The sequence below is a fragment of the Flavobacterium sp. HSC-32F16 genome, assembly GCF_024171645.1.
Classification (GTDB): domain Bacteria; phylum Bacteroidota; class Bacteroidia; order Flavobacteriales; family Flavobacteriaceae; genus Flavobacterium.
Map to the genome: position 1 here is coordinate 478,060 of NZ_JALKAC010000001.1, position 22,821 is coordinate 500,880.

The window sequence follows — 22,821 nt, forward strand, 5'->3', positions numbered from 1 at the left end:
GTACAAATCGAATCTCTAAATGCCACATAAAAACCAATCAAATACTTGTGATGAAATCATTTTTTCGTCTTTCTTCAAAAGTCATGTAAAAGCACTTCGGAATTTTCTTTTTTACAAATTTGGCAATGAGGAACAAGCACAAGATCTCGCCCAGGAAGCATTTGTAAAACTTTGGCAGAACTGCGCTTCGGTGCCATTAGAAAAAGCAAAATCATACATTTACACGATTGCAAACAACAGCAGTCTTAACCAAATTGCGCACCAGAAAGTGGTTCTCAAATATGAAAAAAACTTCACCGGTTTAGACCAAACGAATGAAAGTCCGGAATATCTTCTGGAAGAAAAACAATTTCAGGCCAAGCTTTTAAAAGCCATCGAAAACTTAAACGAAAAACAGCGCACCGCATTTTTGATGCATCGAATTGACGGCAAAAAATACAGCGAAATTGCCGTTGATCTCAACATAAGCGTAAAGGCTGTAGAAAAACGTATTCACTTGGCTCTGTTAAGTCTGCGTAAAGAAATTGATTTATAAAAGTAGGGTAAATTTAGTTCTAATTGTTTTAATTAAATAATACGATAAAATGAAAAAAAATCGCTTATTAGCAAAATGGCTCAACGATGATTTATCTCCGGATGAATTAGCTGAATTTGAGGCAAGTCCCGATTTTGAAAAATACCAAAAGATAAAAAATTATACCGCTCACCTGCAAACAGGTGATTTGGATGAAAATACGATGTTGTCTAACATTTTAAGCCAGAAAAAAACAGCGCCAAAAGTAGTGCCGTTATACAAAAAATGGATATTTAGAGCAGCTGCCATATTTGTTCTCGCTCTTTGTGTTACGTTTGCGATGAAAGTTTTTGTGCCTGAAACAGAGATTGCAGATTTTGGAAAAAAAACCACTTTTTCTTTACCTGACAATTCGGAGGTAGTTTTAAATTCTGGTTCTGAAATACACTATAAAAAATGGAACTGGGACAACAACAGAAATCTCGAATTAAAAGGAGAAGCTTATTTTAGGGTTGCAAAAGGCAAAAAGTTTGAAGTACAAACGCGCCTTGGAAAAGTAACGGTTTTAGGAACGCAGTTTAATGTTAAAACCCGAAAAAACAGGTTTGACGTAGTGTGTTATGAAGGGCGTGTAAAAGTAAATTATGCCAAAACTGAAATTGTATTAACGCACGGACAAAGCGTTAGTTTTGAAAACGGAAAACAAGTTAAAATGACTGTAAATTCATTAAAACCGGAATGGATGAACAATCAAATATGTTTTTATCAGGAAAATATACGAAGCCTTTTGGACGAAGTTGAAAGACAATACAATATTAAGATTGAATTAAAAACCAAAGATACTATCTCTTTATTTACAGGAAAATTACCAGCAACAGACTTGGATACAGCCTTGCAGATTATTAGTACAACGTATCATTTAGAGGCGAAAAAGGTCTCGGAACATAAAATAATTTTTGACGAAAAATAAATGTTGCGCCCCAAACAATTTCATTTTTTGTTTTTTCTGTTCTTCTTTGCCCTGAATCTTTTTGCTCAGGACAAAGGAAAAACTATGCCTTTTAAAAAAATAATAATTGATATTGAAAAACAGCATGGTGTGAGCTTTAATTATACCGAAGACAACATTGAAGGTCTGGAATTAAATCCGCCTAAAAAATCACTTTCTTTAGAACAAAAACTGGAATATCTTACCAAAAGAACCCATTTGTCTTTTGAAAACATAGGAAACCAATTCATTAATATCTACAAAAAAGAGAATATTCAAAAAATAATCTGCGGATATATTTTATCTGCCGCAGATAAAAAACCTGTTGAAAATGCAAACATTAGTTTACTTAATAAAACTCAGGTAACAACGGATTCCGAAGGTTATTTTGAATTTAATAAAGAAGAAAAAAACACCTTTGTAATTAGTCATATTGGGTTTGTATCCAAAAGAATCACGGCTGGCAATACCGATTATAAAAATTGTCTTCAAATAACATTAGAACCCGAAATTACAGAACTTCAGGAGATAAAAGCCAATGCGATTCTGGCTTCGGGTATTTCTAAAAACGCTGATGGATCACTGGAAATTAAACCCAAGAAATTTGGTATTCTGCCCGGACTTATAGAACCTGATGCTTTACAAACAATGCAGCAAATTCCGGGTGTAAACAGTCTTGATGAAAGCGTATCGAGTATTAACGTCCGCGGTGGCACGCACGATCAAAATTTGTTTTTATGGAATGGAATCCGAATGTTTCAAACGGGACATTTTTTTGGTTTAATTTCTGTTTTCAATCCCAATTTGGCGCACACTATTTCTATTTATAAAAACGGAAGTTCTGCCTTTTACGGCGAAAGTGTATCAAGCGTTGTGGCTATTTCTTCTACTTCTCAAACAGCAGAAAAAAACTCATTTAGTGCCGGAATAAACATGATTAATGCTGATATTTATGGAAAGTACAATCTTTCTAAAAAAAGTTATATCGAGATTTCGGCACGTAAATCAATTACAGATTTTTTAGAAACTCCCACCTATAAAGAATATTTCAATAAAGTATTTCAAAATACTACTATTACTGATTTTTCGCAGAACCAAAATGTAGATTATCAAAGTGATAAGAAATTTGGTTTTTATGATGCTACGCTTAAATATGCTCAAAAAATAGGAACGAAAGATCAAATAGTGCTTGATTTAATAACCATAAAAGACAATCTGGAAGTTTTTCAAAGTGCAACCGTGTATAACATAAACACATCCGAAAACAATGTATTGCGACAGCAGAATTACGGAGGAAATTTGTCATGGAAAAGGAACTGGAACAACTTTAATACAACTAAAATAAATCTCTATAATTCTACGTATGAGCTTTTGGCCAATCAAAAAACAACTTATGATAACCAAATCGTTATTCAGGAAAATACAGTAAACAACAACGGAATCAACTTAGAAAACCATCATATCATTAACTCTAAGTTTAGTTTTAGCGACGGTTATCAGTTTAATGAAATAGGAATTACAAATTTAGAACAAGTAAGTAATCCTGATTTTTATCGTAAAGTAAAAGACGTTTTAAAAACTCATGCCTTGATTTTGGAAGGAAAATATAACGATACGATTTCCCGAATATATTTGAAGGCAGGAATGCGAATTAACTATCTTGAAAAATTCAAAAAATATATTTCAGAACCCAGAATACAATTGGGTTACGGCATTAGTAAAACTGTGAATTTAGAATTGCTGGGCGAACTAAAAAGTCAAAACTCACAGCAGATTATCGATTTGCAGAAAGATTATTTTGGTATTGAAAAAAGACGATGGATTATTTCAAACAACACCACAATTCCCATTCAAAAAAGCAGACAGGTTTCTTTAAATTTATTCTACAAGAAAAATGACTGGCTTCTGGACATCGAAAATTTTTATAAAAAAGTTACCGGAATAACCACTTCCAGCCAGGGTTTTCAGAACCAGTTAGAATTTGTGCGAACTACCGGAGATTATGAAGTCTGGGGAACAGAAATGCTTATTCAGAAAAAAATAAATCACTTTCTAACATGGTTGAGTTATACTTACAACGAAAACAATTATCATTTTCCTGATTATGAATATCCTGTTTTTCCAAATAATTTTGAACTAACGCATACTTTATCATGGGCGGGAATTTATGAGAAAAACAATTTTAAAATCGCTTTGGGAACAAAATGGTCTTCGGGAAGACCAAAAACGTCTCCTAACGTGTCGCAAATAGATCTTTCAGATCCTGTACTTATTTACAACAGACCAAATAACACCAATCTGCACATTTTTTCTCAGGTCAATATTTCCTCAACTTACAAGTGGGAAACCGCAAATGGAATACAATACAAATTAGGAATATCAATCTTAAATATCCTAAACCGTAGAAATGAAATCAGCGAATATTATAGAATTAGTTCTCTAACAAATTCTATTGAAGAAGTTGATACTTTCTCCTTGCAAAGAACTCCAAACATGAGTTTTAGGGTTTCATTTTAATGCTTTTTCTGCAAGAGTTTTAAGAACTCTTATTCTTCTTTTTCATTTTTTTTCACAAAATAACAATTCTTTGGTAGGGTAATCTCTATCAAGGCTGTTTTATTATTGAATCTTATCAAAATAATAAAAATGAAAAGAAAAAAAACAGCATTAATCATTGCAATAGTATTCATTGCCGTTTCAGCAGGAATTTATTTCTATTACGGATATCTCTTTAAAGAAGCACGGAATATAGAATCTGAAGCCCCGGATTTTAGTATAACCGCCGTAAAACTACTCGAAGATTACAACTCAAATCCTAAAACAGCAGACTCTTTATATCTCAACAAGACTATAGAAATTACAGGAACTGTAACCAAAGAAACCGATTCTGTAATCACACTTGAAAATACTGTTTTCTGCCTTTTGACCCAAAAAATAAAGACGTCGCTTATAAATACTAAAGTAACTGTTAAAGGCAAATGTATTGGATATGACGAACTATTTGAAGAAGTCAAATTAGACCAATGCACCGTAATAAATAAACAAATCAATTAATCAATTTATGAAGAAATTTTTAGTTCCAATCTGCCTTTTTCTGGCGACCATTGCCTATTCGCAAGATGATTTGCTAAATAGTCTGGATTCTACCCAGGTAGAAGAAAACTACTCGACCGCAACTTTTAAAGCTTTACAGCTGGTAACACTGCAGACAACCAAAATGCCTGCAAAAAAAGAATTCTATTTTGTAGTCTCACACCGTTTTGGTACTGTCAAAGACGGCCTTGACAGTTTTTTTGGTCTTGATAACGCTACAACAAAACTGGGTGGTATTTATGGAGTTACAGACTGGTTATCTGTGAGCCTTTCCAGACATACATTAAACAAAATGTATGAAACCGGATTAAAATACCGAGTGGCAAGACAAAACGATAATTTTCCTCTGGACATTGTAGGATATAGTGTGGCAGACATAAACACTTTTTTAGAAAAAGACCAATATCCAGGATTAGAATTTAAACATCGTATGACGTATGTACAACAAGTTTTAATTTCCAGAAAGGTAAGTGAAAAATTCTCTCTTGAATTGGTTCCGTCCTTTATACACAAAAACCTTTACAATCCTGATATCGAAAGAGACAATCAGTTTTCTTTTGGAGGCGGCGGACGTTATAAAATCACTAAAAGATTGTCTGTCAATTTAGAGTACATGCACAATTTTGACAAACCCGACTTTTATAAAAATCCACTATCTGTAGGTCTTGATGTAGAAACCGGCGGACATGTATTTCAATTAATCTTTACCAATTCTCAATCAATGAGTGAGAGCGGATATCTTACTAATGCCTCCGGTGATTGGGGCAAAGGCGATTTCTTCTTTGGCTTTAACCTGTACAGAGTATTTTAATAATTATAAAAACAATAAATCATGAAAAAAACAATCGCACTTACAATTTTACTGGCTGCAATGGCAAGCTGTAGTGATTCAGATACAATTCAGGATATCGAAACACCAACTGCACCAACAAACCCGACGAATCCAACAGATCCGACGAATCCGACGAATCCGACAAACCCAACAAATCCAACAACCTCAATAACTTATAATAAAGATGTAAAATCTATTATTGACGGTAATTGTGTAAGCTGTCATTCAAGCGGAAGATCGGCGTCTTTTAGACCGCTTACTACATTTGCTCAGGTAAAAGCGGCAATTGAAAATTCCGGTTTATTAAACCGAATTCAATTACAAAGCGGTCAGCAGGGACTTATGCCTCAAGGCGGAAGAATGTCTCAGGCCAATATTGATTTAATCGTAAAATGGAATACTGACGGACTAAAAGAAAATTAATCATTATGAAAAAATCAGCCCTAAATTTCTTCGTTTTACTGTTAATTGTAGTTTCAGGCGCAAACGGATTTGCACAAAAACTGATTACCAAAACAGGAAACATCAAATTTCAGGCTTCAATGCCTTCTTATGAAGAAGTTGCGGCCGAAAACAAGTCAGTATCAGCAGTTCTGGAACAGTCAACAGGTGATTTCGCTGCTTTGGTGCTAATTAAAGGTTTCCGTTTTAAGGTTGCTTTAATGGAAGAACATTTCAATGAAAATTACATGGAATCTGAAAAATTTTCAAAAGCCACTTTAAAAGGTAAACTAGAAGATTTTGATATTTCTAAAATCACAAATACTCCTAAAAACTTTACTTTAAAAGGAGATCTGACTATCCACGGAAAAACAAATCCTTTAACCGTAATCGTCAAAGTTTCAAAAGCTCCCAACGGAGTTAATGCAATTGGTTCTTTTGAAGTAAAACCGGAAGATTTTGGTATAGAAATACCAAGCCTGGTGAGAAAGAAAATTGCTGACAAAATAAAGATCAATTACAATTTTTTATTAATTAAATGATCTTAAGAAGATAACTATTCAGATGATAATAATCGCCCCCTGTTATTATCTGGGTAACTCCTCTTGATTTGGAAGATCATGAAACATGACTAGTGTTTTGAGGTCAGTTTTTTATATAAAACTGACCTCTTTTTTCTAACTTCAACTCAAAATAAATGATCTGCAAAAATTACGTTGTTACCGGAGAAGATGTAAATGATTTTATGGTGATGGAAAATGCTTCATATATTTCATATACTATTAGACTATTATATCATTTTTTGTTTCATAATGGATTTTCAAAACAGAAACTTTATACTTTGAATCTCGATTTACACGAAGGAAACCATGAATTAATCTGCCACAAAGATTTAATGTTTACCGAACCTTTTTTTATTGAATTAAAACATTGTTATATAGATGATAAAATCAATATTAAAAGCTGTTTTTTCAACTTCAAAAACGAGTGTTGTGCCGAAGTTGTTAAAGAAGTAGAATGGTTTGATCCTCTTCGCAGAGAAATCATTGCAACACCCAAACAAATTTTAAAGCATTTTAATTTAAATAATCATCGCACTTTTTAAAGAACGTATACTTGCTGCATATTCTATTAAAGATTTTTTTTATATCTTATTCCCTTAAAGAATTTTTAATTTTAGAAAGAACTATAAATGGACTTAAAGTTTAGTCATATTGATATTTTAGTAAACGATTTGCAAACAGCCTGCGACTATTATGCAAAAATATTTAATGCCGCAATTTCTAAAAAATTGGTCTGGCAGAGAGAAGATCTTCATGTTACCTATGCTATTGTAAAAACGGGTCAGGAACGCTTTATGCTCGTGCAGCCTTTTACCGGAAATCTAAAAAATCTATTAGACGCAAAAGGTGAAGGTACTATTTACCGCCATTGCTATTCTACTCCTGATATTGAATCAGCTTTTGACCAATTGATCGCATCCGGCGTTCAGCCAGAAGACGAAAATGGAAATGCATTATCAAAAGAAAAACTAAACTCCCCAAGCGGCGTTAAAATTATTTGGCTTCCAAAACGATTTGGAGAATTCTCAATTGAAATACTCGAACAAGAAGGACTTGATCAATTTATGAATGAAGCATTTAAAAACTAATATACTTTTGTAAAACAAAACGTTAAGATAAAAAATTAGCGTTTTTTTTATGCCTTTCTGTACTCTTTAATGAGTATAAGTTGATTTTTTTTCTAGTTGCCAATACTATATTAAAGTAATAATTCTTAAATAAATCTAAGATATATCGTAAATTTAGAAACCTCAAAATTTTCTTAATCTAGATTAATCAACAGACTTGCGGGTCTTGCCTAAGTTTGTAAAAGAAATTTAACAACATCAAATTATAACTAAAATAATATGGAAACGATAAAACTAGAATTAAACGAAAAAAAACACGGCGCTTTTAATCTTTATGTTGATGGCAAAAAACAAGGCGAAATGACGGTAAGCATTAAACCTGATTTATTAACCGTTTACCACACAGGCGTTGAACCGGAAGCCGAAGGAAAAGGGTATGCAAAAAAACTTCTGGAAGAAATGGTATCTTATGTTCGTGCCAATAATTTAATGGTTTTACCGCTTTGTCCATACGTTCACGCGCAATTCAAAAAACATCCGGACGAATATCAGGATATTTGGAAAAAATAACTTTTGCTTTTAAACACATAGAAAAATAGGTTTCTATGTGTTTAAAATAACAGCCAGTCCAGATAGCTTTTTTTGCAACGAATTACAAATTTTCACGAATCAAAATAGGGATAATAAATTCGTGGCAAACCAATCTTTATAATCTGTGGCAGAAAATCACACGCAACTTTCTAATTTAAAAATATAACAATATGAATACAGAAATTTTAACCGACGGCGTTCCATTAAACGAAGCTAAAAAAGCTTTAATCATGATTCATGGTCGTGGTGCGGGCGCTCACGATATACTTTCAATTGCGAAACATCTTAAAGTTGATGGCTTTGCTTTGGTGGCACCGCAGGCAGAAAACAGAACCTGGTATCCGTATTCTTTTCTGGCACCGCTCGATGAAAACGAACCTTCTTTTTCAAAATCATTAGAAGCCATTCATCAGGTTGTGGTGGCAATTCAGCAAAACGGAATCGAAAAAGAGAATATTTACTTTCTTGGTTTTTCGCAGGGCGCTTGTCTGGCTTTAGAATTTACAGCCAGAAATGCAGCAAAATACGGAGGCGTTATCGCTTTTACAGGCGGACTTATTGGAGATAAAGTATATGAAGATCATTATAACGGAAACTTCGAAAACACTCCAATTTTCATCGGAACAAGCGATCCTGATTTTCATGTTCCGGTTGAAAGAGTAAACGAATCTGAAACGCTTCTGACAAAATTGGGTGCAGATGTTACTAAAAAAATCTATCCAAATATGGGACATACCATAAGTCAGGACGAAGTCGATTGTGCAAATGCATTAATTTTCAATAAAAAATAATGATTACCATAACGCGGGTTTACAGCGATACCAACGGCGAAAGTCACTTTGAAGACTTCGAAGTTCCGTTAAAAAACAATGGCGATATCGGTTTTTTATCTGATGATGAACCGGTAAAATCTATCGTTTTCAGAGAAGTTAAACCTTCTTACGATTATGATTTTCACAATGCACCAGACCGTCAATATATTGTTTTACTGGAAGGCGGTGTAGAAATCGAAACTTCTCTTGGAGAAAAAAGAAAATTTGAAACAGGATCTATTCTCTTGGTTGAAGACACTACAGGAAAAGGACACAAAACCAAAAATATCGAACCCAGACTTCGAAAATCAATATTCATAAAATTATAAACAGCCGGCATTATGTCGGCTTTTTTATTTGCCAATATTTCGCTTGGTATTATGCTTTGCTTATAGAATTTTAAGAAATAATCGACATTGGATTATATCCATTTTCTAAATAAAACAGCTTCGTTCATCAAATTACGATATATCGTAAAATCGTAAACTTTAAAATACAATCAAAACACTTGTTATCAATAACTTGACACACTTGGAATGCTATTTGGTTATGAAGTTGTGAATAACAAAAGAGGTTTTTATTTCTTAATCTAGGTTAATCGATTTAGAGCGATAACGGATGTAAATTTGTATAAGAAATCAATAACAATTTAATAGTACAATACCATGGAAAATAAAATTTTAGGCTTACACCATATTACTGCAATTGCAGGTGACGCTAAAAGAAACTTCAACTTTTATTCAAATATTTTAGGATTACGTTTCATAAAAAAAACAGTGAATTTTGACGATCCGGGAACTTACCATTTTTACTTTGGTGATGAAGTTGGAAGTGCAGGAACAATCCTAACTTTTTTCCCTTGGGGAGAAGGAATTCAGCAAGGAAGAAAAGGTTCTGGAATGGCAACCGAAATTGGATATTCTGTTCCTAAAGGAAGTTTGGATTTTTGGCAGGAACGTTTTGAAAAATACAATGTAATTTACAACAAACCGTCTGAAAAATTCGGAGAAAAATACCTTACTTTCTTAGATCCCGATGGTTTAAAATTAGAATTAATCGAATCTAAAACCGACGATAACAGAAAAGGCTGGGAAACTGATGAAGTAAAAGCAGATGCGGCTACAAAAGGTTTTCATAACATTACTTTGACTTTAAACGATATTAAACCAACTGCAGCTGTTTTAACTGAAATATTTGGTTACAAATTAATTGATCAGGATGTAAACCGTTACCGTTATGCTACAGATGCTGTAGAAAACGCTGCAATTGTTGACTTAGTAGAATTGGCTGATGAAAAATGCGGTTTAAACGCAAATGGAACTGTTCACCATGTGGCTTTCCGTGTAAAAAATGACGAAATTTTAATGCACTTCCGTGAAAAAGTCGAAGAATACGGATTGTCAATTACACCACAGATAGACAGACAATATTTCCACTCTTTGTATTTTAGAGAACCAGGAGGTGTTTTATTTGAAATTGCTACTGATAATCCCGGATTTACAGTAGATGAAAGCTTAGAAGAATTAGGCCAGAACTTAAAACTTCCTGCTCAATACGAATCTCAGAGAGCGGCTATTGAAAAACATTTGGTTAAAATTAATTAATCAAAAACATACAGGCAGCAAATGGAAACATAAAAAAGAGTATTTTTATTACAAGAAATTGACAGTCAATATCTTGAAATCAATTTAACTTTCATATTTTCATTTGCTGCCTAATTTTTTTCTAAAATAAGTAAACCATAAAAAACAATATATATCATGGCAAAAATAGCATTATACGGTTTTGGCCGAATTGGGAGACAATTTCTTCGTATCGCCTTAAAAAACAATCTTTTTGTTCCTGAAGTCATTGCTGACATTCAAGATATAGATCTGCTCGGAGCACTTTTCAGCGTCGACTCTAACTACGGAAGATGGCACGAAGAAGTAAAAACGGCAGATGAAAATTTTAGTATTGGTGACAGAAAAATTCCATACAAAAACTCTAAACTGGAGATTCCGGATTGGAAAGCTTTAGGCGTTGATTTGGTTGTAGATTGCACCGGGCGTGCCACGAATAGAGAAAATGCGCAAAAACACATCGACAAAGGGGCAAAATACGTTTTGGTAAGCGCGCCAAGTAAATCTCTTGCAGATTGTGATGCCGTACTTTTAAAAGGTATTAATCTGGATGAATTTGATGCCGATAACCATAAAATAATCAGTATGGGAAGTTGTACAACTAATGCATTAGCGGCAGTTGTAAAAGTAATTAAAGAGAATTTTGGTATTGAATACGGTCTATTTTCAACGGTTCACTCCTACACTAACACACAATCTTTGACCGATCAGCCAATGAAAGACAGACGTGATTCGTGGGCTGCGGCAGAAAATATAATTCCGTCATCATCCGGAGCGGCAAAAGCATTGCAGTTTATTTGGAGTGATTTAAAAATTACCGGAAAAGCCTATAGAGTTCCAACCAAAACCGGAAGTATTGCCGAATTGAATTTGGTTACAACCAAAGATTGTTCTGTAGAAGAAGTAAACGATGCTTTTAGAAAAGCGGCAAAAGAAGGTTCTTTAAAAGGTGTTTTAGATGTTTTGGAAGAACAATGGAGTTCTGCCAGGATTGTAGCCGATCCGCACTCTTCTATTATCGATTTACCGCTTACGACTAAAGAGGGAAACTTACTTTCTGTAGCGGCATGGTATGATAATGAATGGGGATTTGCAAACCGACTTGCAGAAGTCGCTCAATATATAGCGGCAAAAATCTAAATTGTAATATGATAAAAAAGCTGTCTAATTTTTAGACGGCTTTTTAACTTTTACTTATGACCAAAAACGACATAGAAATACTACCTTTTATTTCTATTTAATTTTATACATCTTCACTATGCAAAACGACATTTACCAGATTAAAAAAGTATTACAAACGGCAGGCAGAGAGTTTTCGTACTACAGTCTTGCTGAAATGCAGAAGCAGGGATATGAAATCGAAAAAATGCCATTTTCTATCCGAATCCTTTTAGAAAATGTACTGCGAAATTTTGATGATTTTGCCATTACAAAAGAAAACATTGAAACCATATTAAACTGGAAACCAGAAGCTTCAGATAAAGATATTCCGTTTAAACCAGCAAGGGTTCTTATGCAGGATTTTACAGGTGTTCCGGCTGTGGTTGATATTGCTTCGCTTCGCGCGGAAGCAGCGAGAAGAGGAAAAAATCCCGATGCCATAAATCCGCTTATTCCTGTAGATTTAGTTGTAGACCATTCTGTACAAGTAGATTATTTTGGAACAGAATACTCCTATCAGCGAAATATGGACGAAGAATACAAACGTAACAGCGAACGTTATCAGTTTTTGAAATGGGCGCAGGAATCTTTTACTAATTTTAGCGTCGTACCGCCCGGAATGGGAATCTGTCATCAGGTAAATCTTGAATATCTTTCTAAAGGTGTAATTGAACGCAGCGGCGAAGTTTTTCCGGATACTCTGGTAGGAACTGACAGTCATACGCCAATGGTTAACGGAATTGGCGTAATTGCCTGGGGTGTGGGAGGAATTGAAGCCGAAGCCGCAATTCTGGGTCAGCCTATTTATTTTATTATGCCCGAAGTTATCGGACTTAAACTTACGGGAAAAATACCATTGGGTTCTACTTCAACAGATATGGTATTGACAATTGCAGAACTGCTTCGAAAATACGGCGTTGTGGGAAAATTTGTAGAAGTTTTTGGACCCGGACTTGATAATTTAAGTGTTCCGGATCGTGCTACAATTGGAAATATGTCCCCTGAATTTGGTTGTACAGTAACCTACTTCCCTACTGATGAAAAGACTTTGGAATATATGAGACTCAGCGGCAGAACTGAAGAGCAGATTCATTTAGTTGAAGATTACTGCAAAGCCAATATGTTGTGGAGAAAAGGAGATGAAGGTATTACTTATACTGATGTTCTGGAACTTGATCTTTCTTCTATAGAACCTGTAATTGCCGGCCCAAAAAGACCGCAGGACAAAATTCTGCTTAAAAATCTTCAGCCTGCTTTTGTGGATGCCTTAGATAAAAACTTTGGCAGAAAATATAAAAAAGCAGCCAAACAAATTACAACTTGGTTTGCAGAAGGAGGTTCACAACCTATAAATGACAGTAAACCCGTTCCAGATGAAGTTCAGGTTGATCCAAAGACAGAAAACGGCAGTAAAAGCGTGGTTGTAACCATTGGTTCTGAACAATTTACACTTTCAGATGGTTCAATTGGTATTGCGGCTATTACTTCGTGTACCAATACTTCTAATCCGTACCTGATGATTGGTGCTGGTTTAATTGCGAAAAAAGCCAGAGAAAAAGGAATTAATATAAAACCGTGGGTCAAAACATCACTCGCTCCGGGTTCAAAAGTTGTAACTGATTATTTGATTAAAGCTGATTTATTGAAAGATCTTGAAGCTTTAAAATTTCATGTCGTGGGTTATGGATGTACTTCATGTATTGGAAACTCAGGCCCGCTTCCTCCGCATATAGCAAAAGCAGCAGATGAAAACGATTTGGTTCTTACTTCTGTACTTTCGGGAAATAGAAATTTTGAAGCCAGAATTCATCCGCAGATAAAAATGAACTTTTTAATGTCGCCAATGCTTGTTGTTATTTTTGCTATTGCCGGAAGAGTCGATTTAGACATTATAAATGAACCTCTTGCTTATGATTCTAATCTGCTTCCTGTATATCTTAAAGATTTATGGCCGGAGGATGACGAAATCAGCAAACTATTAAGCGAAGTACTGACGCCGGCACAATTCAAATCCAGCTATTCCACAATATTTGAAGGCAATGAAATATGGCAGCAGCTTGAGATTACGAATGAAAAAATTTACCGTTGGGATGACAACTCCACTTATATCAAAGAAGCTCCGTTTTTTAAAGATCTTCCAGATCATCCAAAGGCACTTCAGGATATTACCAATGCCCGTACATTATTAGTTTTAGGAGACAGTGTAACTACAGATCATATTTCGCCTGCCGGATCGTTTAAAGAAAACTCCGCAGCGGGAAGTTATTTGTTAAGCCGAGGTGTTGAAAAAAATGATTTCAATTCGTATGGATCGCGCCGTGGCCATGATGAAGTAATGATTAGAGGAACTTTTGCCAATGTTCGTATCAAAAATGGATTGGCAAAACAGGAAGGCGGTTTTACAACGCATCTTCCAACGGGAGAAGAAATGAGTATTTACGAGGCTTCAGTTAAATATAAAGAAACACAAACTCCTTTAATTATTCTGGCCGGAAAAGAATACGGAAGCGGCTCATCGAGAGACTGGGCGGCTAAAGGAACTTTCCTGCTTGGTGTAAAAGCGGTTCTGGCAGAAAGCTATGAGAGAATTCACCGAAGTAATTTGGTTGGAATGGGCGTTTTACCATTACAATATAAAAGTGGTGAAAATGCAGCAAGTTTAGGACTTACCGGAAGAGAAACTTTTAGCATAACCGGAATTGCAGAGAATATTAAACCTTTGAAAGAATTATCAATTACAGCCGTTAAAGAGAATGGCGAAATATTTAATTTTACTGCAATAGCAAGACTGGACTCGCAGATTGAAATAGAATATTATAAAAATGACGGAATTCTTCAATACGTTTTAAGACAGTTTCTTCAAAAATCATAAAAAACAAGAATGTAATATATACAAAAAAGGGTCTTTCTATAAGACCCTTTTTTAGTAATTAAAATGACTGTAATATATCATTTTATATGAAACGACAAATACGGCCCCTTTTCAGAATACCGTATTTATCAAACTAATTCAAATTAAAAAAACTACAAACTTGCTTTAACTTCACCGCAAGTCAGCATATTTTTTGGATAGTAAGGATTTTTAATTTCCTTACTGTCACTTGTCCACACAGCGCCCGTCATTGGGCATACTTGTAGATATAATGTCGCATCAGCTGCTTTGAATTTAGCTGCCAGGTCCCAATATTTAACAGAAAGGGATTCGAAAATTTTACGCTGCTTATTGATGTTTTTAATTGATGCCATTTCAGCCGCAAAATTCATAATTGCTGTTCTGGTTGTTGTGGCCGCATTCATTTGTTCCAAAGTCAACTTTTTGAATTTGAAGTTCTTTAAAGAATTCTTTAAGGCATCGGCATTTTTAACTACACCAAGGCTGTCTGAAACGATAAGACTATTTTTTAAAGCCAGATACTTTTTTGTGATTTCTTTTTTCTGTGCTTCTCTTTTTTCTACCAAGTCCGGCGTTACTTCTTCTTTTGATGTTACTTGAGCTTGTGCAAAAGTGCCTAAGAAAATGAATGTAAGAATTACTAATTTTTTCATATTGCTGCTTTGTCTAATTTTGTAATGATTTTATCTATTTCTGTCAAAATACTCTCGAAATGTTCTTTATTAAATCCAGTTGAAGCATTCATTAATTTTGTAACTTCAGTTTTTACTTTCGTCAGATGTTGTTTTCCGTACAATCTTACGTCACTTCGTTGTGCTGCACTTAAAGCTTTTCCGGGTTCTGTTTCTTTTGGCAATAACAGCATTCCCAGTTTCTCAATATAACCGCGCTGTAAACTTCTTCGGTAATAATCTTGCTTTTCATTACCACTTAATTTTACCCAAACCGTTTGCTGTAAATCGTTTAAGAATTCAGGAACGGTATACGCTCCTTCAAATTGTATGGCTTTCTGGCTGATGTTGTAAAGCATTCCTGAACTCAAAAGCATATTTAAAACCTGATTTTGCTGATCTGATATTTGATCGGCTGTTTTTAAAGGAATAAGCTGCTCAATTTCCTGCGGATATAACCATAAAGGTGCTGTAAACAATTGTCTGCCTACATAATCGATTGATGCTTTTATTTTGGCTTTTGGAATTGGCTGATATACTGCGCCTTTTTCATCAACGGTTCTTTTTGTTACGTAGTTATTACCAATATTTTTAAGTACATGATACAAATAGCGGCTATATTGCGATACAACTGCTTTATGCATATCAGATAGATTATCGTAAGCATCGTTTGGCTGATAGGTCCACTGAATAAGATTTGGCACTACTCGCTTCAAGTTTTTAATACCGTAATCACTTGCCAAAACTGAATCATCTCCCAAATCTTCTGACTGACTGCGGGGATCTTCGTCTTTTCCTTCGCCTCCAAACCATAATTTAGGATTTGCCGTTAGACTTTCGGTTGTCAGTTTAGCCAGAATATTTTCTTCTTCAAACTCATCTTTAGCGTTTGGATAATATTCGTAACCCCATTTTACAGCCCATTTGTCGTACATTCCAATACGCGGATAAATTCCCTGCGGGCTAATATTGTCTTCCGGTTGTGCTACATAATTAAAACGGGCATAATCCATGATAGAAACGGTATGGCCATTTTCTTCGACCCATTTTTTATCGCGAAGTTTTTCTACAGGAGTAGCGCTGCTGGCTCCCATATTATGACGTAAACCAATTGTATGTCCAATTTCATGCGAAGAAACAAATCGAATTAATTGTCCCATCAATTCATCATCCAAATGCATTTTTCTTGCTCTTGCATCTAAAGGTCCAGCCTGAATCATGTACCATCTTTGTACTAATTTCATCACATTATGATACCAGCCTACGTGGCTTTCCATGATTTCACCGCTTCTTGGATCGCTGATTCTCGGTCCATAGGCATTTGGAGTTTCAGATGCTAAATAGCGTACTACAGAATATCTTGCATCTTCCAGACTCATTGTTTTATCATCTTCCGGCCATTCTTTACCAACAATCGCATTTTTAAAACCAGCTGCTTCAAAAGCTTTCTGCCAGTCGTTGATTCCTGCAATTAAATACGGTCTCCATTTTTTTGGAGTTGCCGGATCGATGTAATAGACGATTTGTTTTTTGGGTTCAACCAATTCGCCTTTTAGATATTTTTTAATATCCTTATCTTTAGGCTCTAAACGATAACGCTGTACAATAAATTTTTTCTGGGCGCTTTGTTCATCATCATCAAACAAAACATATTTATTGGCGAAATATCCTACTCTTTCGTCAAAAAAGCGTTTGCGCATTGGTATTTTTGGCAATAATACAATAGACGTATTTAATCGTAATGTTATGCTTCCGCTGCTTGCTGTAGAACTTGTATAAGTTTTTGTGGTTTTTACTTCAATATTGATTGGATAAGTATCTATAGCTTCAATAAAAGATTTATCATCAGCCAGAGAACTTAACTTTTTCTCTGTTTTTTCTTTGCTTTCTATAGAAAACATGGCGTTTTCTTTCTTAAAAACATCGGTTACATCAATAACTACATTTCCGTTATCGGGATTAGTTGTTTTGATTGGAAAAGCGGCAACAATTGGATTTTCGTTGCTTCCCGCCAATGCTTTAGCCAGCATCGAATCGGCAGAACGAACGTCTTGTCTGTACTGTAGTGACCTTAAAAAGACGGTATTGTTTGTTCCTTTTTCAAAATAAATAGTCTGTTCATTGGCTTTTTCACCGCCAAAAATTCCCATTCCTTCAGGAGTTGAAAGATATCGGGTTACAACCAGCATATAGCGATTAAATAAACTATCCGGAATTTGAAAGTAATATTTAGTATCGACCTGACTTACCGTAAAAAGACCTGATTTGCTTTTGGCTTTATCAGTAATTACTTTGTTGTAAGCCTGCATACCTTTTGGCTGTGTACTGGTACTGTCGGCTTTTTTTTCGGGAGTTTGAGCAAAACCATGCTGTCCGGCAGACAGCATGATTAGTAAAATAAGTAACTTCTTCATCTAAATTAAAATGGGACTTTCTCGTCTGTGTTTAATGTCAATTTTGGGTTTTTCTGCAAGGCAGTTAAAGGAAACGGTATAATATACAATCTTGAATTGGGTTGTAAAGTATACGTTTTTTGAGGAACCGTTTTGTTTACTAATGGAAATACTCTTGTAACCGTTTTGGCAAATTCAGTTTCTGTGTTTAATCTCTTTAAATCAAAGAAACGGTTAAATCCTAAAAGCAGTTCTTTTCTGCGTTCGTTGATTACCAATTCCATTGTTTCTTTTCTTGTAGCAGGAACCGTGAAGTTTACAGTACCAGATAAAATACGTTTTGCTCTCAATGTATTTAAAACCGTAACAGCTTCATTAAACTTATTATCTCTGGCATAACATTCTGCCAGAATTAAATATACTTCTGTCGTTTTCATCCCCACGGTAGGATAGAAAAATCTGGTGTATTGTGTTCCCCAATATGCTGTATTTGAACCCTGATCTAAATTAGTTGTACTAGTCGAGTTGAAAAACAAATTAAAACGTGCATCATTAGTGCCAAATAAAGTTCTCAATTCCGGACTGATAACATAAAGCTGGCCGAAGTTCATTTCGTTATAACCTGTCATGTACATGTAACTCAATACTTCTATATTATTTGCTGCCGGCACTGCAACTGCAGTTGGTCCGCCTTGTTTGCTGTAAGCTACCATATCAAAAATTTGATTGTTGTAGCTTAATGATTTTTCTGCTGCTTCCTGAGCTTGTGCAATTTCTCTTTTAAATAAATGCACTTTAGCTTTAAAAGCATAAGCAAATGCTAATGACGGATGATAAACATCTAACGGTTTTTCCTGAAGATATGGCAGCGCTTGTTCAATATCTTTTTGAATAAAATCATAAACCTGTGCCACGGTAGATTTTGAAGGCTGTGCTTCTAAATCAAATTTATCCATGATACAAACACCGCCATCAGTTGCTGCAGTCTGCGGATCATATCCTTTTGCGTAAGTGTTTACTAACAAAAAATGATCGTAAGCTCTGTAAATTTGGGCTTCGGCTTTTGCTAATTGTTTTGTATTCCCATCCCCTTTACTGTTATCTACTAATGAAATAATTGTATTCCATCTGTTGATATAATTATAAGCCTGATTGTAAAAACTAGAACCTGTTAATAACGAAACCCTGTCGACACTTTCATCAAAAGTAAAATTAAGAATATCGATGTTTGGCGTTCTTCCTATTACGTTGGCTTCTCTCATCCATTGATCGTCTGACAGGTATTGAAAGTTATTGATTGGATAACCGCGCCCAGGCAAAGAAACCATTTCATGAAACTGATCGGCTGTTTCGACTACTAAAGATCCTTTTGGTGTTATGTCTGTATATTCTTCACAAGATGTTACTGAAAACATCATTACTGACAGAATTGAAATATATAAATGTTTCATAATTTAAAGAGTAAGATTAAAGCCAAATAAATACGTTTTTGGCAATGGCAAATTACGTGTAGCTGAATTGGCAGAATAAACCTCAGGGTCAATACGATTTCCTGCAGCACTCCAATACCAGATATTATTCATCTGAAAAGTAAACTTAGCCGAAGAAATATTCATTTTAGAGGCAAACGTTTTGGGTAAATTATAAGCTAATGAAATGTTTCTAAGTTTGATGTAATCACCATCTACAACATTTATATCTGAGTTTCTCCATTGACTGCTCATGTTTACAGCATAGTTTCTAACACTTTCATCATAATCGACATACAAACGTGTATTTCCATTAGGATTTGCATCTGTATAACGATCTGCAATACCAGAAAGGTTTACAGCATCTGTACCTGTATCCAGAACTTCTTTTCTCATTACATTTCCGCCTGAGAAAACAAATAATAAATTCAAATCAAATTGTTTATATGAAAATCGCTGCGATAACGAACCTGAGTATGTAGGTGTTAAACTTCCCATATTTACCAGCGCTTTAGGGGTATTAATTGTTTTAATAGAACTTGATACCGGAACGCCATTTGCATCAAAAGTGACTGCAGGATTTCCGTTTTCATCTAAAACATAAGGATATCCGTTAACTGTTCCACCGTATTTGTAAGCGTATAAACTATTATAAGTTTCTCCTATTAAGAAATAATTTAATGGCGAACTTACATAAGAAGCTGCTGACGATTCTGCTCTTGTAATTTTCTCAACAGTTGTTCTGTTAAAGGCTAAAATTACATTAGAACCAATACGGAAACTTCCGTTATTGTACCAATCTGAACCAACGCTGAATTCGACTCCTTTGTTTAATAAAGCTCCGGCATTAATTCTTCTGTTTAAAGCACCAACCGTTGGATCTAAATCAGTTGTAGCCAATAAATCACTGCTGTATTTACGATAAATATCAATACTACCGTTTAATTTAGCTCTAAACAAACTGTAATCAACACCTAAATTGGTACTTTGTGTTTTTTCCCATCTTAACATTGGGTTGGGCTGTCCGGTAATATTGGTATATTGTATAGACTGATATAAATTATCATTTCTTCTGGTAGCCGTTACGTACGGTGTTGTACTTTGATCTATGTTTCCGTTAACACCATAAGTGGCTCTTACTTTAAGTGCCGTAACCCATTTTATTTCTTTCATGAATTCTTCATTACTCGCATTCCATCCAAAACCAGTAGACCATAAAGGACGGTTTTTATATTTTGGATCAACTCCAAATAAATCTGCCCTGTCTACTCGGTAACTTCCTGTTACGTTGTATTTTGATAAGAAAGTGTACCCCAAAGTACTAAAAACCGAAAAGTAACGGTGAAGAATCTCTGTTTGTGTTCTTGATAATGCAGACAAAGTTCTATTGTTTCCGTACATATAACTTGGCGTTCCAGTCTGGCTTAAGGCAAGATTATTCATTACAGCCGAAGAAAGTGTTACAGGATCGTAACCATATCGCAATTGTTCGATTGTTCTTGGAAGAAAAGTTTCACGCATTTCAAAACCAGCCAGCGCGTTAACAGAGTGTTTACCTTCGCTAAAATCCTGAGTATAATCTAATTGGTTTCTAAAAGAATAATTAGTTGACTGGTTGCTTATTTGTTTGTATCTCCCTCCGGTAGAAAAACCTTCTAAATACGTATAAGCATTAGTTGCAGGATTATAAGCTGTTAAAGCATTAATAGCGTAACGCATTTTATATGAGTTAACGTCATAAAACTGCTCGTTATCATTTTTTCTAACTTCGTATTGAAATTGCGTACTAAGACTTAAACCTCTCCATAATTTCGCTTTAAGATTTCCAAAAGCTCTTAAGCTTAATGATTTTTCTTTTAAAATTCCTTCCTGAAGTGCATCAAGAACATTAAAAGTCATGGGTTTAAATCCGCTTAAAGCTGCTAGTTTTTCTGCCGCAGCAGGATTAATAACACCGCTGGAAGTGAAACCGTCTTTAATTCCAACAAAAGGTGATACTACTAAATTACCGTTATCGTCTGTAATTCGTTCGTATCTTTTTTGAATATCGTAATTATTGAAATCATTATCAGTTACATTATCATTGCTGTAAGTTCCGTTGATTCCAAATGTAGCATTCAACCAGTTGTTTACCTGAAAACTGCTTTTGGCATACAAATTAAATGATCTGCTTTCGTTAAATTTAATACGATTTTTTGCTTCATCATAATTCAATGACACATAAGTGTTTTGTCTGCTTGTACTTCCGGAAAACGAAACATTGTAACGTTGTCTAAATTCATTCTGCCATACATTATCGCGATAATCTTTGACATAATCATTCTTTCTCCATTGGGCAATAGTACTGTCGTAATCTGCACTGTTGATTTTTCCTTCTTCTAAATTTCTGTTCAGCTGATAAAGCGGACTATAGTATTTCATACTGCTGTTTCCAATATCTCCATAACTGCTGAACATCGTAGCCGTATCGGCAAACCTGCCTCTTTCTCTATTGTAAACTGCCTGTTCAAAATCGATTAAATCGCTTGTTGAAGCGTAATTCATATCTCTTAAATTCGGCTTGGTAGAAACAAAGAAATCCGAGTTGATGCTCACTTTTAGTTTACCATTTCCTTTTTTAGTAACGATAACGATAATTCCGTTTGCCGCTCTTGAACCATAAATAGAGGCCGCTGCGGCATCTTTTAGAACATTTATGCTCTCCACATCATACGGATTAATATCTTCCAGCGTTAATTCAGTCGGAAGTCCATCTACTACTAAAAGCGGACTAAATCCTACTTCTGATCCGGAAAAAGTTCCCATACCTCGCAATATCGGCGTATCTGCACCTCCTCCGGTTGGATTTTTTTGAAATACTAAACCTGCTACACGACCTTCTAAGGCACTTGTCAAATCAGCATTGATATTTTCATTTAAGGTTTTCTCACTAATTGTAGAAATAGAACCGGTAGAATGGCTTCTTTCTAAAGTTTGATACCCTGTAATTACCACTTCTTTCATTGCGGCAACTTTATCTTCAACAATAAGAGTTAACTGCGTTCTGCTGCCAATACCAAAAGTTTTTTTCTCGATCGTTAATCCAGTACATTCGATAATACCATCAGAAGGAACGCCGTCAAAAGAAAAACTTCCGTCAAAATCAGTAATACTGACTCTGTTTGTTCCTGACAGAGAAACGGTTACTCCCGGAAAAGGTTCGTTTTTATTGTTTAGTACTTTTCCGCGAATATTTATTAATTCGTTTCCCAAGCTCTCCCCTTTTTCTTTTGCAGCAGTTACCACAATGGTTTGATTGGTAATATTATATTTTAAATTTTGAGATTTAAAAATTTGATTTAAAGTTTCATTCAAAGATGAATTTTTAACATTGATGCTTACAGGTTTAGAATCTTTAAGCAGTTTTTGAGTGTATAAAACTTCATGATTGGCCTGTTTGGCAACTTCTTTTAAAACTGTTTCAAGCGATGCACCTTTAAAAGTAATGGTGATGTTTTGTGCTTGGCCCGAATAACTGCAAAACAGTATAAAAAGTACACTAACCGCCCATAAATGAGCAGAAAAATTGAATCCGGGAATCTTTTTTTTAGTTTTTTTGTAAGGTTTTTTTTGTTGTAAATTAAATTTCATACATTTACATTGGTTTTAGTTAAACGAATAGGTGGACAACTTATACTGGCTATAAACCTTTATAACAACCAGAAGCATCGC

19 protein-coding genes are annotated in these 22,821 nt (G+C 34.9%); 15 read left to right on the plus strand and 4 right to left on the minus strand.

Features of this window, described 5'->3' with window-relative positions:
• Positions 1-19: 19 nt before the first annotated feature.
• The 15 genes from L1276_RS02215 to acnA all read left to right on the plus strand — a co-directional run bounded on the left by L1276_RS02215 (position 20) and on the right by acnA (position 14,556).
• The gene (locus tag L1276_RS02215) at positions 20-535 is read left to right on the plus strand and encodes an RNA polymerase sigma factor (RefSeq protein WP_253785020.1); all 516 of its coding nucleotides are present in this window, start codon (positions 20-22) and stop codon (positions 533-535) included.
• Between the two features lie 49 nt (positions 536-584).
• Positions 585-1,484 carry a FecR family protein gene (locus tag L1276_RS02220; protein ID WP_253785023.1) on the plus strand — a complete coding sequence of 300 codons (900 nt, stop codon included), beginning with the start codon at positions 585-587 and terminating at the stop codon, positions 1,482-1,484.
• An 84-nt stretch (positions 1,485-1,568) separates the two neighbouring features.
• Positions 1,569-4,019 (plus strand): TonB-dependent receptor, encoded by a 2,451-nt coding sequence (locus L1276_RS02225; protein ID WP_253785024.1) that lies wholly within the window; start codon positions 1,569-1,571, stop codon positions 4,017-4,019.
• Between the two features lie 129 nt (positions 4,020-4,148).
• Entirely contained in the window at positions 4,149-4,556 is a 408-nt protein-coding gene (locus L1276_RS02230; RefSeq protein ID WP_253785027.1) for an OB-fold putative lipoprotein, read from the plus strand.
• 7 nt (positions 4,557-4,563) lie between these two features.
• On the plus strand, positions 4,564-5,406 hold the full coding sequence (locus L1276_RS02235; RefSeq protein ID WP_253785028.1) for a DUF5777 family beta-barrel protein: 843 nt from the start codon (positions 4,564-4,566) through the stop codon (positions 5,404-5,406).
• A 21-nt stretch (positions 5,407-5,427) separates the two neighbouring features.
• Positions 5,428-5,850: a cytochrome c gene (locus tag L1276_RS02240; RefSeq protein ID WP_253785030.1), complete on the plus strand. Its 423-nt coding sequence runs from the start codon at positions 5,428-5,430 to the stop codon at positions 5,848-5,850.
• 5 nt (positions 5,851-5,855) lie between these two features.
• The gene (locus L1276_RS02245; RefSeq protein ID WP_253785032.1) at positions 5,856-6,410 is read left to right on the plus strand and encodes a YceI family protein; all 555 of its coding nucleotides are present in this window, start codon (positions 5,856-5,858) and stop codon (positions 6,408-6,410) included.
• A gap of 155 nt (positions 6,411-6,565) precedes the next feature.
• Positions 6,566-6,973, plus strand: coding sequence for a hypothetical protein (locus L1276_RS02250; protein WP_253785033.1), 408 nt, complete (start codon positions 6,566-6,568; stop codon positions 6,971-6,973).
• Between the two features lie 87 nt (positions 6,974-7,060).
• On the plus strand, positions 7,061-7,519 hold the full coding sequence (locus L1276_RS02255) for a VOC family protein (RefSeq protein WP_253785035.1): 459 nt from the start codon (positions 7,061-7,063) through the stop codon (positions 7,517-7,519).
• 258 nt (positions 7,520-7,777) lie between these two features.
• Entirely contained in the window at positions 7,778-8,068 is a 291-nt protein-coding gene (locus tag L1276_RS02260) for a GNAT family N-acetyltransferase (RefSeq protein WP_253785037.1), read from the plus strand.
• A 191-nt stretch (positions 8,069-8,259) separates the two neighbouring features.
• A complete protein-coding gene (locus L1276_RS02265; RefSeq protein ID WP_253785039.1) occupies positions 8,260-8,880 on the plus strand; it encodes an alpha/beta hydrolase in 621 nt (206 codons plus the stop codon).
• Positions 8,880-9,230 carry a hypothetical protein gene (locus L1276_RS02270; RefSeq protein WP_253785041.1) on the plus strand — a complete coding sequence of 117 codons (351 nt, stop codon included), beginning with the start codon at positions 8,880-8,882 and terminating at the stop codon, positions 9,228-9,230. Before L1276_RS02265 ends, L1276_RS02270 begins: the two co-directional genes overlap by 1 nt.
• Positions 9,231-9,566: 336 nt before the next feature.
• Positions 9,567-10,505: a ring-cleaving dioxygenase gene (locus tag L1276_RS02275; RefSeq protein WP_253785043.1), complete on the plus strand. Its 939-nt coding sequence runs from the start codon at positions 9,567-9,569 to the stop codon at positions 10,503-10,505.
• 156 nt (positions 10,506-10,661) lie between these two features.
• Positions 10,662-11,663 carry a type I glyceraldehyde-3-phosphate dehydrogenase gene (locus L1276_RS02280; protein ID WP_253785045.1) on the plus strand — a complete coding sequence of 334 codons (1,002 nt, stop codon included), beginning with the start codon at positions 10,662-10,664 and terminating at the stop codon, positions 11,661-11,663.
• Positions 11,664-11,781: 118 nt separating this feature from the next.
• Positions 11,782-14,556, plus strand: coding sequence for an aconitate hydratase AcnA (acnA, locus tag L1276_RS02285; RefSeq protein WP_253785047.1), 2,775 nt, complete (start codon positions 11,782-11,784; stop codon positions 14,554-14,556).
• Positions 14,557-14,708: 152 nt separating this feature from the next.
• On the opposite strand, the gene L1276_RS02290 is transcribed toward acnA, so the two are convergent.
• Genes L1276_RS02290 through L1276_RS02305 form a run of 4 tightly spaced genes read right to left on the minus strand, consistent with a single transcriptional unit; the run spans position 14,709 to position 22,740 of the window.
• Positions 14,709-15,230, minus strand: a complete 522-nt coding sequence (locus L1276_RS02290) for a DUF3347 domain-containing protein (RefSeq protein WP_253785049.1) — start codon at positions 15,228-15,230, stop codon at positions 14,709-14,711.
• The gene (locus L1276_RS02295) at positions 15,227-17,662 is read right to left on the minus strand and encodes a zinc-dependent metalloprotease (RefSeq protein WP_253785051.1); all 2,436 of its coding nucleotides are present in this window, start codon (positions 17,660-17,662) and stop codon (positions 15,227-15,229) included. The genes L1276_RS02290 and L1276_RS02295 overlap by 4 nt, the downstream gene beginning before the upstream one ends.
• Positions 17,663-17,667: 5 nt before the next feature.
• Positions 17,668-19,092, minus strand: coding sequence for a RagB/SusD family nutrient uptake outer membrane protein (locus L1276_RS02300; RefSeq protein ID WP_253785053.1), 1,425 nt, complete (start codon positions 19,090-19,092; stop codon positions 17,668-17,670).
• 3 nt (positions 19,093-19,095) lie between these two features.
• Positions 19,096-22,740 (minus strand): SusC/RagA family TonB-linked outer membrane protein, encoded by a 3,645-nt coding sequence (locus L1276_RS02305; RefSeq protein WP_253785055.1) that lies wholly within the window; start codon positions 22,738-22,740, stop codon positions 19,096-19,098.
• Between the last annotated feature and the right edge of the window lie 81 nt (positions 22,741-22,821).